Origin of the sequence: Streptomyces sp. DvalAA-43 (genome assembly GCF_900091725.1) — a bacterium.
In the GTDB taxonomy this organism is placed as follows: domain Bacteria; phylum Actinomycetota; class Actinomycetes; order Streptomycetales; family Streptomycetaceae; genus Streptomyces; species Streptomyces pulveraceus.
On record NZ_FMBW01000031.1, the window covers coordinates 152,299 to 165,069 of the forward strand.

Here is a 12,771-nt window from a genome sequence, read left to right on the forward strand (position 1 = left end):
CTCCCGTCGGAGTACCGCTGAGCGGACTACTTCACATTGACGCCGTTCCAGGCGGCGTCGACGGACGCGAGCTCGGCGCTGTCCGCCCCGTACAGGTCGGTCGCCGCCTTCTCGGTCGCCTCACGGGCGCCCGCGTAGTCGGTGGACGACGTCATGTACTCGGTGAGGGCCTTGTACCAGACCTGGATGGCCTTGTCCCGGCCGATGCCCGTGACGGTCGAGCCGTCGGAGGTCGGGGAGTCGTAGTCGACCCCGTTGATGGTCTTCGCGCCGCTGCCCTCGGACAGCAGGTAGAAGAAGTGGTTGGCGACACCGGAGGAGTAGTGCACGTCGAGGTCGCCGACGCTGCTGTCCCAGTAGTCGGCCGAGCCGCCGTCCTTGCTCGGCTGGTCCATGTAGCGCAGCGGGGAGCCGTCGCCGTTGATGTCGATCTTCTCGCCGATGAGGTAGTCGCCGACGTCGGTGCTGTTGTTCGCGGCGAACTCGACCGAGGTGCCGATGATGTCGCTGGTCGCCTCGTTCAGGCCGCCGGACTCGCCGTAGTAGTCGAGGTTGGCGGTGGACGCGGTCAGGCCGTGGCTCATCTCGTGGCCCGCGACGTCGAGGGCGGTCAGCGCGCTCTTGTTGTCGGCGCCGTCGCCGTACGTCATGCAGAAGCAGCTGTCGTCCCAGAAGGCGTTGACGTACGCGTCGCCGTAGTGGACCCGCGAGTACGCGGCCTTGCCGTCACCGGCGATGCCGTCGCGGCCGAACGCCGACTTGTAGTAGTCCCAGGTCTGCGCGGCGCCGTAGGCGGCGTCGACCGCGGCGGTCTGGCGGTCGTTGCCGGTGCCGTCGCCCCAGGTGTCGTCGTCGTCGGTGACGAGGTCGCCGGTGCCGTTCTCGCCCTGGTTGAGGTCGTACGTCTTGTGGCCGCCGCGGTCGCCGTCGACCAGCTCGAAGCCGGAGCCGGACGCGGTGGTCGACAGCTGGACCTCGCCGCTGTACTGGCTGTTGCCGACGCCGGTCTCGACCGCCTCGTAGCTCTGGAGCTTCTTGCCGGTGATCGCGTCGGTGATGGTGTGCACCCGGCTCGGCGTGCCGTCCTTCTGCACCCCGGTCTTCACGGTCTCCAGGGCGAGGACGGGCTTGCCGGAGACCGCCCAGACCACCTTGCGGGCGGCGGCCGCGGTCTTGATCTTCGGCGTCGTGGACGGCACGGATATCCGGGCCTTGGTCGCCTTGGTGACGCCCTTGAGCTTTCCGCCGGGGGCGGTGTGGGTGACGAGGTCGCCGCCGAGCACGGGCAGGCCGTCGTAGGTGCGCTCGTAGCGGGTGTGGACGGTGCCGTCGGCGTCCTTGATCACATCACGGACGATCAGCTTCTCCTTGCCGCCGAGCCCGAGCGAGTCGGCGGTCGAAGCGACCTCGCTCTGCGCGGACTTGATGGCGGCGCTGCGCTGGGAGGCCTTGTTCGCGCTGAAGGGGACGACGCTGTGAGTGGCGGAGGGGCCGTCATTGCCGTTGTCGGGCACGGCGTTCGCCGCACCGGTCTGCAGGCCGACGACGACCATCGCGGCCACGGCGGCCAGGGCTGCGGCGCGACGGGTGTTCATGTGGGGGGTCATGCGCTCTCCGTTGCTCGTTCCGTGGGGGGTTACGAGCCGAGAGCGTGCCACCGAATGAGCAAGATTGACGGAGCACTAACAAATACCTCACATTTATTTGACCACTTCTTGTCCGAATGGAATACACATCTGTTCGTTAATCGGCGGGAGTTGGGAGTAAATGCCCGGTGACTTCACATACGGGATGCTCTGCGGAGGCGCAGGCGGCGTGCGTGCTCCTGATCGCGCATCTGCTCGGCCATGCACGTGTGCGGCCGTGCGCACGCTCGGCCGCACACGTGCTCGGGCCGCGCACACGCACAAGCCCCCGGCCGCAGGCGGCGGCCGGGGGCTGGGAGGGGCTGTGTGCCCGTGCGTCAGAGGTTGACGCCGAAGTCCTGGGCGATGCCGCGCAGACCGGAGGCGTAACCCTGGCCGACCGCGCGGAACTTCCACTCCGCGCCGTTGCGGTACAGCTCGCCGAAGACCATGGCGGTCTCGGTGGCGGCGTCCTCGCTCAGGTCGTAGCGGGCGATCTCGGCGCCGCCGGCCTGGTTGATGATGCGGATGAACGCGTTGCGCACCTGGCCGAAGTTCTGGCTGCGGGTCTCGGCGTCGTAGATCGAGACCGGGAAGACGATCTTGTCGACGTCGGCCGGCAGGCCCGCCAGGTTGACGTTGATCTGCTCGTCGTCGCCCTCGCCCTGGCCCGTGACGTTGTCACCGGTGTGGACGATGGTCTGGTCGGGCGTCGACTTGTTGTTGAAGAAGACGAAGTGGCCGTCGGAGACGACCTTCCCGCCCGGGTTGACCGCGATCGCCGAGGCGTCCAGGTCGAAGTCGGTGCCGGTGGTGGTGCGGACGTCCCAGCCGAGGCCGACCGTGACGGCGGTCAGGCCCGGGGCCTCCTTGGTGAGGGAGACGTTGCCGCCCTTGGACAGGCTTACAGCCATGGGAAGTCCCTTTCGTCGTCGCTTGCGGGCTTCATGCCATCACGAAGCTACCGTCACAGGGGATAACGCGGACAAGGGACCAGGAGGTTCCTGATCCCTTTACTTTCTTTACCGAAACCCCCCGGTCGGAGGCCGGGCCGGATGCCGGCCCGATGTCGGCCGGTCCGGCCGGTCCGGCAAAAGAAGGTGACGAACCCCCCGCGGTGCGGGGAACATGGGTGTCATGTCCGGGCCCTATGTCATCCGCGGTTCGGTCTCCCTGCCGGAGGCCGAGCTCATGTGGCGTTTCTCGCGGTCCTCCGGACCCGGCGGGCAGCACGTCAACACCAGCGACTCCCAGGTGGAGCTCCGCTTCGACCTCGCGGCGACCGAGTCGCTCCCCGAGGTGTGGAAGGAGCGGGCGCTCCAGCGCCTGGAGAGCAGGCTCGTGGGCGGGGTGATCGCGGTACGGGCCTCCGAGCACCGCTCCCAGTGGCGCAACCGCGAGACCGCTCTCGTCAGGCTCGCCTCCCTGCTCGCCGAGGCGACGGCGCCGCCCCCGAGGCCGCGCCGCAAGACACGGATCCCCCGGGGCATCAACGAACGCCGGCTGCGTGAGAAGAAGCAGCGCGGCGAGACCAAGCGCGGCCGCTCCGGCCGCGACTGGTGACGGACCGGGCCCTCGCCCAAGGGGCTGCCGAGGCCCCTACGAGGCTGCCGAGCTCCCGCCGAAGAGGTTGCCGGCCCCCGCGAAGAGGCTCCCGCCCCGCCGTCCTCACCCCAACTGCCGGTACTGCCCCCGGAAGTACGTCAGCGGTGCCCCCTCCGCGCTGGGCAGGGTAGCGCCCAGCACCCGGCCGATCACCAGCGTGTGGTCGCCCGCCACGACCCGCTGCTCGGTCCGGCACTCCAGCGTCGCCAGCGCACCGCCGATCAGCGGCGCGGCGCTGACCTCGCCCCGGGTGTGGGGGATGTCCTCGAAGAGCAGCCGGTCGCTGATCCGGCCCTTCATCGCGAACCGTCCGGCGACGTGCCGCTGGCTCTCGGCCAGCACGGACACCGCCCACAGCGGCTGCTCCGACAGCAGGTCGTCCATCCGCGAGCCGTTGCGCAGGCCGACCATCACCAGTGGCGGGTCCAGCGACACCGACATGAAGGCGGTCGCCGTCATCCCGACGTCCTCGCCGCGCCCGTGCTCGTCCAGCGGCGGCTCCTGGGCGGTGATCAGTACGACACCGGCGGCCAGCCGGGCGAGGGCGCCTCGGAACTCATCGTTGCTCACCCCCTCAGCATGGGGGACGGGCTGGGAACGCGGGGCGGGGGTCGTCGTCTGCAACACACCGGGAACGCTAGCCGCGGAGCGCATGCCCGCGCATCGGGCCAGGGGACCAGCCGGGTCCTAGGACCCCTGTCCGATGAGCGGACGCGGCCGGTCTCCCAGGAGCGGACGCGACCGGTGTCGCGGCGTCCGGATTGCGTTCAAGGGACACCCGGATTTGCGTTCAAGAAATGGCGGGAGCGGGACGGGGCGAATCCGTACGGCACGCACATCTCTTTACCATCTGTTGTGACTTGAGTCACAGAGTGCAATATTTGTTGACCCTGTGTACCGACGGCACAGCTCACTGTGATTCAGTTGCCGTGACACTGCAGTTAGTACGTCGATATGAAACCTGGAGTGCTGTCGAGGTCTCGGGGAGTGCGAGCAATGGAGGCCGAGTCGGAGCCGTACGTCCGTCTTGCGACGATGCGGCAGCTGCACCAGGCCGTGGCCGATCTCAATACGGCGCGGAGCCTGGCCGACACACTGCAGACCGTGGCCGACGGAATCGTCACCGGTCTCGGCTACGAGCTTGCCTGCGTGAACCTGGTCCGCCCCGACGGCGATCTCGTCGTCGCCGCCTTCGCCGGCAACAGCGCGGCGGAGGCCCTGATCACCGGCCGGGTCGGCTCGCGCGCCTCCTGGGAGCGCCGGCTGACGATGGGGCAGGCCTGGGACGAGCTCCGCTTCATACCGCACACCGACGGCTGGGTCCTCCTCGACGACGACGTACCGCAGTGGCACACCGACGGGCCCGATCCCCGCTTCGAGGACGAGTGGCACCCCCAGGACCGCCTCTACGCCCCGATGTACGCCTCCGGCGGCGGCCCCGATCTCCTCGGCGTCATCTCCGTGGACCGCCCCCGCAACGGCCGCCGCCCCGGCGCCTGGGGCCGCGAGGCCCTCCAGATGTACGCCTCGCAGGCGGCCATTGCGATCAGCAACGCCCGGCTCAGAGCAAACATGCAGCGGGCGCTGGTCCGCCTCGAACGGGAACAGCAGGCGCTGCGGGCCAGCGAGGAGTCCTTCCGCCAGGCGTTCGAGTACGCGCCCAGCGGCATGGCCATCGCCGAGATGGGCGGCGACCAGCACGGCCGGCTGCTGCGCACCAACGACGCCCTGTGCCGGCTGCTCGGCCGCCCCGCGTCCGTGCTGCGCCGCTACTCCTTCGCCGACCTCGTCCACCCCGAGGACATCGGCACCCTGCTGCGCACCTCCGCCGAGGGCGGCCGTGCCGAGCTCCGGCTCGGGCGGCGGGACGGCACCTACCTCTGGGTCTCGCTGCGCAACTCCGTCGTCGCCGACACCACCGACGGCCCCCGCTTCCTGCTCACCCACGTCGAGGACATAGAGGAGCGCAAGCGCCACGAGCTGCATCTCGCGCACCGCGCCTCGCACGACGCCCTCACCGGCCTGCCCAACAGCGCCGAGCTCCGCTCCCGGCTGGGCGCCCGGCTCTGCGAGCGCCCGAACGCGGCGGCCGGCAGCCCCGTGGAGGCGCTGGACGCGGCCTACGGCGACGGCGACGACCCGGACGCCCGGACCCACGGCTACGAGGTGGACCCGGCCCCCGGCGGCCCGTACGACCACCATGTGCACGCCGTCGCGCCCGACACCGAGCACGACGACGGGGCGAAGGGGCTCGCGGTCCTCTTCTGCGACCTCGACGGCTTCAAGTCGATCAACGACCGCTTCGGCCACCACACCGGTGACGCGGTGCTGATCGAGGTCGCCCGCAGGCTCACCACCTGTGTCCGCGACGGTGACACCGTGGCCCGGCTCGGGGGTGACGAATTCGTCGTCCTGGCCGACGGACTCGGCGACGCGGACGCCGCCGACCTGGCCGTACGCCTGCGCAACGCCATCATTCCGCCGATCCGGGTCGACGGCCGGGCGGTGCGGGTGGGGGCGAGCTTCGGCATCGGCTGGGCCGCCTGCGGCATGACCGCCGAGGAAGTGCTGCGCTCCGCCGACCAGCGGATGTACGTGGAGAAGCGGTCCCGCTCGAAGGTTCACCGCAGGGCCGGGTGACGTTCACGGCGGCGCCGCTCACGGGCTTCGCCGCCGTTCCGGTGCGGGCGACGTCAATTCTTGGTGTGGCCCGTTCGGGGTAGGCTCGGCCGGTCGGCCACGGCTGGCGATATTCGGCGACGGCTGGCGACATGGTGAGGAGTGACCCAGGGATGACGGCCGGGAACAACGGCGCAAACACGCCCGAGGACGACGATCCGTTCGGCTATCTGTACGAGGACGGACAGGCCTCCGGTGCCCAGCCGCCGCGGCAGGGCGGCTACGGCTACCCGCCCGTGGCCCCGCAGCCCGGCGTGCCCCGTACCTCGTACAACCAGGTGCGTACCGTCGGTGAGCGTCAGTACGGCCAGCAGGTGCCGCAGCAGCAGGCGTACGGCCAGCAGCAGGGGTACGGCCAGCCGAACGCCCAGTACGCGGCCCCGGAGACGTACCCCGGTGCCTCCACGACGCACGTTCCGCAGCAGGGCGGCGGTCGTGGTGGCAGGTCCGGCGGCCCGAACACCAAGGGCCTGCTGATCGCCGCGGTCGCGGTGGTCCTGGTCGTGCTCATCGGCATCGGCGCCGCGCTGATCACGGGCAACGACAAGGACAAGAAGAAGGACGAGACGACCAGCTCCGCCGATCCCGGCTCCCAGGTCGAGGAGTCCCCGAAGCCCGAGCAGTCCACCAGCCCCGAGGCCCCGGCCGAGCTGCCCAAGCAGGACGCGGCGACGCTGAAGCTCGGCGGCACGGCCCAGCTGGACAACACCACCAAGGGCGCCAAGAGCGCCAACGGCCAGTACATCAACCTCAACGAGGTCGGCCGGTCCGCGACCTGGTCGGTCGAGGTGCCGAAGGCCGGTGAGTACACGCTGTTCGTGACGTACGGGGTGCCGGGCAAGGACGCCAAGACGTCCCTCACGGTCAACTCCGAGGACCCGCGCGGCATCAACATGAAGAACTACGCGAACGCCCCCGACGGTGATCTGGAGAAGGGCTGGACGAACACGTTCGCCTACGTCAATCTCAACAAGGGTGCGAACACCCTGATGATCTCCTGCAACGAGGGCGACCAGTGCGACGCCAACCTGGACCAGCTCTCGCTGAAGGCCGGGCACGTGAAGCGCTGAGCGTGTGACGGGAAACGGTCCGGCCCCCACGCCCGAAGGTGTGGGGGCCGGACCGTTTCCGTGTGCGGGCCGTCAGCCCATCAGGCCCAGGAACCCGGCCACCGTCGCGGCCATCGCCTCGCGGCCCGGCGCGATGTACTTGCGGGGGTCGACGCCCGTGGTGTTCTCGGCCAGGTACGCCCGTACCGCGCCGGTGAACGCGGTGTTCAGGGCCGTGCCCACATTGATCTTGACCATGCCGGAGGCGGCGACGGCCCGGCGGATCTCCTCGTCCGGGACGCCGCTGGAGCCGTGCAGCACCAGCGGGACCGGGACGGCGTCGCGCAGCCGGCCGATCAGCTCGTGGTCCAGGGCGGCGGTGCGCTCGGTCATCGCGTGCGAGGAGCCGACCGCGACGGCCAGCGCGTCGACGCCGGTGGCGGCGACGTACGCGGCGGCCTCGGCCGGGTCCGTACGGACGCCGGGGGCGTGGGCGTCGAGCGGGGCCTCGCCCTCCTTGCCGCCGACCTTGCCGAGCTCGGCCTCGATCCAGATGCCGCGCTCATGGCCCCAGGCGACCGCTTCGGCGGTGGCCCGCACGTTCTCCTCGTAGCTCAGCTTGGAGGCGTCGAACATGACGGAGCCGAAGCCCGCGTCGTGTGCCTGGTGGAGCAGGTCCACGGACTCGACGTGGTCGAGGTGGAGGGCGAGCGGGACGCTCGACGCGCGGGCGACGGCGGCGGCCGCGGCGGCGATGGCGGAGAGCCGTCCGCCGTGGAACTTCACGGCGTTCTCGGAGATCTGGAGGATGGCGGGCGCTCCGGCGCGCTCCGCGCCGGCCGCGATGGCCTCGGCGTGCTCCAGCGTGATGACATTGAAGGCGGCGATCCCGCGTCCCTCGGCCTGGGCGGCGGAGACGAGTTCACCGGTGCTGACGAGCGGCATGCTGACCTCTTGCTACTTCTTTCGGACCGGCGGACGGGCCGGTCCGTGACGGGCGCGGCCTCAGGCCGCCGGTGCGTGTTCCTCGATGCCGACGCGCGGCAGCAGCTCCTCGTACGCCGCGCGGTCGAAGTCACCGGCCGTCGGGGAGAGCACGGTCGCCGTCGACAGTGCCACCGCCCGCCGCAGCCGGTCCGGCCAGCTCAGCCCCTCGACGAGGCCGGACAGCAGCCCGGCCACCGCGGAGTCGCCCGCGCCGGTCGGATTGCCCGGGACCCTGGCGGGCGGCGCTGCCTGCCAGATTCCGTCGGGGGTGACCGCCAGCATGCCGTCCGGCCCCAGCGAGGCGATGACGCCGTGCGCACCGCGTCGGCGGGCGTCGCGGGTGGCACGCAGGGGCTCGCGGGAGCCGGTGAGCTGGGCCAGCTCGTCGGCGTTCGGCTTGATCAGGTCCGGGCGGGCGGCGATGCCGCGGCGGAGCGGTTCGCCACTGGTGTCCAGGAGCACCGGGACCCCGGCGGCGCGGGCCGACCGGACCAGTTCGGCGTAGGCGCCGACGTGGATGCCGGGCGGCAGGCTGCCGCAGAGCGCGACGGCGTCGGCCCCGGCGAGGAGCTCCTCGTACCGGCCGAGGAGGGCGGTCCACTCGTCGGCGGTGACGAGCGGGCCGGGTTCGTTGAGCTGGGTGGTGTCGCCGGTGGCCCGGTCGACGACGGCGATGGTGCGGCGGGTGTTCCCGGCGACGGTGACGAGCGCGTCGGTGAGCGGGGCGGGGGCCGTTCCGGGCGTGGGGGCGTCCGCCGGCCGGGCGGCCAGCAGCTCGCGGAGCACGGCTCCGGTGGAGCCCCCGGCGAATCCGGTGACCACCGTCTCGTGGCCGAGCGCGGAGAGCACCCGGGCCACATTGAGTCCCTTGCCACCGGGGCGCTCGGACATGTCGCTGACGCGGTGGCTGGCGTGCGGCACGAGTTCCGGGACGCCGTACGTCAGGTCGAGTGCCGTATTCAGTGTGACCGTGAGGATCACCGCGGCCGCTCCCTCGATCCCTGCTCGGAAGCGCGAAACCCTGGGGGGAATGCGCTTTCTCCTGCTGTTTTCCAGGCGATCATGCCAAAGAGGTGGCGGTCGGCCCAGACCTCGGGACCAACCGCCGTCTCTTCGTTACGTATTCGACTCACCGTCAATAATCGGACGGATCAGCCGATCCTGGGCTCTTTGATCCATGCGCCCTTGCGCATGACGCCCTGGACCGCGAAGCCCTCGTCCAGGACCACCAGGTCCGCGTCCTTGCCCGGTTCCAGCGAGCCGACCCGGTCGTAGACGCCGAGCAGCCGGGCCGGGTTGGCGGAGATGGACTGCACGACATCGCCGACCGGGATCCGGTCGATGGTCACGGCCCGGTGGAACGCGGTGTCCAGGGTGAGCGTGGAGCCCGCGATCGAGTTGCCCTCGACCAGCCGCGCGACGCCGTCCTTGACCTCGACCGCGAGCGGGCCGAGCTGGTACAGCCCGTCGCCGAATCCGGCCGCGTCCATGGCGTCGGTGATCAGCGCGACGCGGTGGGCGCCCGCGTGGTGGTAGGCCAGCTCCAGGGCCGCGGGGTGCAGATGCGTGCCGTCGTTGATCAGCTCGACGGTGATCCGCTCGTCCTCCAGCAGCGCCGCGATCGGGCCGGGCTCGCGGTGGGCGAGCGGTGGCATCGCGTTGAAGAGGTGGGTGGCGACGGTGGCGCCCGCGTCGATCGCCTCGACGGTCTGCTCGTACGTGGCGTCGGTGTGCCCGATCGCGGCGATGACGCCGTGCTCGGCGAGCAGCCGCACCGAGTCGATGCCGCCCGGCAGTTCGGTGGCGAGCGTGAACATCTTCGCGGTGCCGCGCGCCGCGTCCATCAGCTTGCGGACCTCGGCCGGGTCCGGGTGGCGCAGCAGCTCCTCGCTGTGCGCGCCCTTGCGGCACGGCGAGATGAACGGTCCCTCGAAGTGGATGCCGGCCAGGTCGCCCTGCTCCACCAGCTCGGACAGGACACCGGCCCGGTGGGCGAGGAAGTCCATCTCGCCGGTGACCGTGGAGGCGACCAGGGTGGTGGTGCCGTGCTCGCGGTGGGTGCGGATGCCGGTGAGGACCTCGTCCACGGTGCCGGAGGTGAACGACGCGCCGCCGCCGCCGTGGTTGTGCATGTCGACGAAGCCGGGGACCACCCAGTGGCCGCTCAGGTCGACGGTCGGGACGCCCTCCGCCGCGGAACCGGCGATCCGGGTGCCCTCGACGATCACCCGGCCGTTCTCCACGGTCCCGGTGGGAAGGACCACCCGGGCACCTGCGAGAACTGTGCTGTCTGCGCGTCCGGCCATCAGGCGGATACCTCCGTGGAGAGAAGATCCCAGGCGAGCAGCCCTGCGCCCAGGCATCCGGCGGTGTCCCCGAGGGCCGCCGGGACGATGTGGGGCAGCTTCTGGAACGTGACACGTTCCTCGACGGCCGCACGGAGTGGTGTGAACAAGGTTTCCCCGGCCTCGGCGAGACCGCCACCGATGATCAGCGTGCGGGGGTCGAGCAGGGTCAGCGCGGTGACCAGCCCGGCGGCGAGCGCGTCCACCGCGTTCCGCCAGACCTCCAGGGCTGCCGGGTCGCCCGACTCGACGGCCTTCGCGCAGTCCGCCGCGTCCGCCTCCGGGTCGCCGGACGCGGCGGCCCAGGCCCGGGTCACCGCGGACGCGGACGCCAGGGTCTCCAGGCAGCCGCGCTGGCCGCAGCCGCAGTCGGGGCCGTCCGGCCGGACCACGATGTGGCCGATCTCGCCCGCGTACCCGTGCGCGCCGGCCTCGATCGTGCCCGCGATGCCGATGGCCCCGGCGATGCCCGTGCCCAGCGGTACGAAGAGGAAGCGGTCGGCACCCTTGCCCGCGCCGATCCGGCCCTCGGCCAGCCCGCCGGTGCGGACGTCGTGGCCGAGCGCGACGGGGACACCGCCGAGCCGTTCGCCGAGCAGCCGCCGCATGGGTACGTCGCGCCAGCCCAGGTTCGCGGCGTAGACCGCGATCCCGTTCTCGGCGTCGACGATGCCGGGTACGGCGACCCCGGCCGCGACCGCGCTCTCGCCGAAGTGCTCCTCGCCGTACGCCCGCAGATCGGCGGCGAAGGCGAGGATCGATTCCACGACCGCTTCGGCGCCGCGTTCTCTGCCGGTGGCCCGCCGCGCCTCGTAGAGCAGGGTGCCGTCGGCCCCGACCAGTGCGGCCTTCATTCCGGTGCCGCCCACATCGAGGGCGATGACGTGTTTCACGGGAAACAGTTTCGCCCGAGGAGGCAAAAAGGTCTAGTCCACTATCCTAGTTTGTTGCGGATCCATACAAAATCCCGGTCATGAAAGTGCGGCCGGGTCACGGCGCCCCTGCCCCCGGGTACGGGCCCGGTTACGTTGCGAAAGCGATACCGGCTTTGGTGTAGACCATCGGCGACGGCCTGGGAGAGGATCACACCCCGTTCGGAGAGCCCACGACGGCGTGGCCGGCTCGGACGACGCGATGGATGAGGACGGTCTGGGCTGTGCAGCTGCGCTACCGGGTACTGACCGCGGTCGTGACCGCGCTGGGCATGACGGCGACACTGGCGGGCTGCGGCGGCGGCACCGGCGGTACGGGGGAGGTCACCCTCAAGCTCGTCGCGGCCGACTACGGCACCGGCCCGGCCAACACCTCCCGGAAGTTCTGGGACGGACTCGTCAAGGGCTTCGAGGCGAGCCATCCCGGCATCAAGGTCGACGTCACGGTCCATTCGTGGAAGGACATCGACCGCGAGGTCGCCGCGATGGTGAAGAAGGGGCAGGCCCCCGACATCGCCCAGATCGGTTCCTACGCCGACTACGCCAAGGCCGGCAAGCTCTACCGGGCCGACCAGATGGTGTCCATCCGCACTCAGGCCAACTTCCTGCCGTCCCTCGCCGAGGCGGGCAGCCTGAACAGCACCCAGTACGGACTGCCGTTCGTCGCCAGCACCCGGCTGCTCTTCTACAACAAGAAGGTCTTCGCGCAGGCGGGCCTCGACGCCCCGCGGACCTGGAACGACATCCGGGACGACGCGGCGGCGCTCGGACAGCGCGGTGTGACCTACCCCTTCGCGCTGCCGCTCGGTCCCGAGGAGTCCCAGGCCGAGGCCATGATGTGGCTGCTCGGCGGGGGCGGTGGCTACATCGACGACAGCGGCTCGTACGAGATCGACTCGGCCGAGAACGTCAGGACGTTCGACTGGCTGAAGACCAACCTGGTCGACAAGGGCCTCGTCGGCCCCACCGCCCCAGGGAAGCTCGACCGCCAGAAGGCGTTCGACGCGTTCACCGACGGCCGGGTCGGCATGCTGAACGGCCACCCGACACTGATGCAGGAGGCCGAGCGCAAGGGTGTCTCCGTCGGCATGGTGCCGATGCCCGGCATCAACGGCCCCGGCAGGAGCTCGCTGGGTGTGGCCGACTGGATCATGGGCTTCAAGCAGAACGGCCACCGCGTGCAGCTGGGCAAGTTCTTCGACTATCTGTTCACCGACAGGAACGTCATCGACTTCGCCGACGAGTACGACCTGCTCCCGGTCACCGACAGCGCCTCCGCCGCCATGGAGTCCGACACCAGGTACAAGCCGCTGTGGAAGTTCCTGGACGCGCTGCCGGACTCGCAGTTCTATCCGTACGGCAAGACGTCCTGGGCCCGGTCCAGCGAGTCGATCAAGGAGAACATCGGCAAGGCGGTCGAGCCGAACGGCAGCCCCGCGAGCGTGCTGGGACGGATCGCCCGCGATTCGGCCGCGGCGGCGAGAGCGGACTAGCGGACTGGGCGAGAGCGGACCAGCGGGCCGGCCGCCTGTCCGGGGCTCTCCGGCAG

11 protein-coding genes are annotated in these 12,771 nt (G+C 70.7%); 4 read left to right on the top strand and 7 right to left on the bottom strand.

Annotated features, from left to right (window positions below):
- Window positions 1–26: 26 nt before the first annotated feature.
- Entirely contained in the window at window positions 27–1,607 is a 1,581-nt protein-coding gene (locus GA0115234_RS08730; RefSeq protein ID WP_093540297.1) for a M4 family metallopeptidase, read from the bottom strand.
- A gap of 356 nt (window positions 1,608–1,963) precedes the next feature.
- Window positions 1,964–2,539, bottom strand: coding sequence for a TerD family protein (locus GA0115234_RS08735; RefSeq protein WP_093540298.1), 576 nt, complete (start codon window positions 2,537–2,539; stop codon window positions 1,964–1,966).
- Between the two features lie 214 nt (window positions 2,540–2,753).
- Between GA0115234_RS08735 and arfB the strand changes: the two genes are divergently transcribed.
- Window positions 2,754–3,188 carry an alternative ribosome rescue aminoacyl-tRNA hydrolase ArfB gene (gene arfB / locus GA0115234_RS08740; RefSeq protein ID WP_093540299.1) on the top strand — a complete coding sequence of 145 codons (435 nt, stop codon included), beginning with the start codon at window positions 2,754–2,756 and terminating at the stop codon, window positions 3,186–3,188.
- A gap of 105 nt (window positions 3,189–3,293) precedes the next feature.
- Here arfB and GA0115234_RS08745 read toward each other — a convergent pair whose 3' ends face one another.
- Window positions 3,294–3,800, bottom strand: coding sequence for a flavin reductase family protein (locus GA0115234_RS08745; RefSeq protein WP_161275582.1), 507 nt, complete (start codon window positions 3,798–3,800; stop codon window positions 3,294–3,296).
- Between the two features lie 426 nt (window positions 3,801–4,226).
- On the opposite strand from GA0115234_RS08745, the gene cdgB reads away from it, so the two are divergent.
- A complete protein-coding gene (cdgB, locus tag GA0115234_RS08750) occupies window positions 4,227–5,870 on the top strand; it encodes a diguanylate cyclase CdgB (protein WP_093540301.1) in 1,644 nt (547 codons plus the stop codon).
- Between the two features lie 152 nt (window positions 5,871–6,022).
- Window positions 6,023–6,979, top strand: coding sequence for a carbohydrate-binding protein (locus tag GA0115234_RS08755; RefSeq protein WP_093540302.1), 957 nt, complete (start codon window positions 6,023–6,025; stop codon window positions 6,977–6,979).
- Window positions 6,980–7,051: 72 nt separating this feature from the next.
- On the opposite strand, the gene GA0115234_RS08760 is transcribed toward GA0115234_RS08755, so the two are convergent.
- The 4 genes from GA0115234_RS08760 to GA0115234_RS08775 all read right to left on the bottom strand — a co-directional run bounded on the left by GA0115234_RS08760 (window position 7,052) and on the right by GA0115234_RS08775 (window position 11,183).
- Window positions 7,052–7,903, bottom strand: coding sequence for a class II fructose-bisphosphate aldolase (locus tag GA0115234_RS08760; protein WP_093540303.1), 852 nt, complete (start codon window positions 7,901–7,903; stop codon window positions 7,052–7,054).
- Between the two features lie 60 nt (window positions 7,904–7,963).
- Window positions 7,964–8,926, bottom strand: a complete 963-nt coding sequence (locus tag GA0115234_RS08765) for a 1-phosphofructokinase family hexose kinase (protein ID WP_093540304.1) — start codon at window positions 8,924–8,926, stop codon at window positions 7,964–7,966.
- Between the two features lie 170 nt (window positions 8,927–9,096).
- Window positions 9,097–10,251 (bottom strand): N-acetylglucosamine-6-phosphate deacetylase, encoded by a 1,155-nt coding sequence (gene nagA, locus GA0115234_RS08770; RefSeq protein ID WP_093540305.1) that lies wholly within the window; start codon window positions 10,249–10,251, stop codon window positions 9,097–9,099.
- Window positions 10,251–11,183 (bottom strand): ROK family protein, encoded by a 933-nt coding sequence (locus tag GA0115234_RS08775; RefSeq protein WP_093540306.1) that lies wholly within the window; start codon window positions 11,181–11,183, stop codon window positions 10,251–10,253. The genes nagA and GA0115234_RS08775 overlap by 1 nt, the downstream gene beginning before the upstream one ends.
- Window positions 11,184–11,428: 245 nt before the next feature.
- Between GA0115234_RS08775 and GA0115234_RS08780 the strand changes: the two genes are divergently transcribed.
- The gene (locus tag GA0115234_RS08780; RefSeq protein ID WP_093540307.1) at window positions 11,429–12,715 is read left to right on the top strand and encodes an ABC transporter substrate-binding protein; all 1,287 of its coding nucleotides are present in this window, start codon (window positions 11,429–11,431) and stop codon (window positions 12,713–12,715) included.
- Window positions 12,716–12,771: the final 56 nt, after the last annotated feature.

What these genes read in the sequence shown, in the direction of transcription:
- GA0115234_RS08730 (WP_093540297.1), bottom strand. Translation starts at nt 1,607, where the DNA reads ATGACCCCCCACATGAACACCCGTCGCGCCGCAGCCCTGGCCGCCGTG.
- GA0115234_RS08735 (WP_093540298.1), bottom strand. Translation starts at nt 2,539, where the DNA reads ATGGCTGTAAGCCTGTCCAAGGGCGGCAACGTCTCCCTCACCAAGGAG.
- arfB (WP_093540299.1), top strand. Translation starts at nt 2,754, where the DNA reads ATGGGTGTCATGTCCGGGCCCTATGTCATCCGCGGTTCGGTCTCCCTG.
- cdgB (WP_093540301.1), top strand. Translation starts at nt 4,227, where the DNA reads ATGGAGGCCGAGTCGGAGCCGTACGTCCGTCTTGCGACGATGCGGCAG.
- GA0115234_RS08755 (WP_093540302.1), top strand. Translation starts at nt 6,023, where the DNA reads ATGACGGCCGGGAACAACGGCGCAAACACGCCCGAGGACGACGATCCG.
- GA0115234_RS08760 (WP_093540303.1), bottom strand. Translation starts at nt 7,903, where the DNA reads ATGCCGCTCGTCAGCACCGGTGAACTCGTCTCCGCCGCCCAGGCCGAG.
- nagA (WP_093540305.1), bottom strand. Translation starts at nt 10,251, where the DNA reads ATGGCCGGACGCGCAGACAGCACAGTTCTCGCAGGTGCCCGGGTGGTC.
- GA0115234_RS08780 (WP_093540307.1), top strand. Translation starts at nt 11,429, where the DNA reads ATGAGGACGGTCTGGGCTGTGCAGCTGCGCTACCGGGTACTGACCGCG.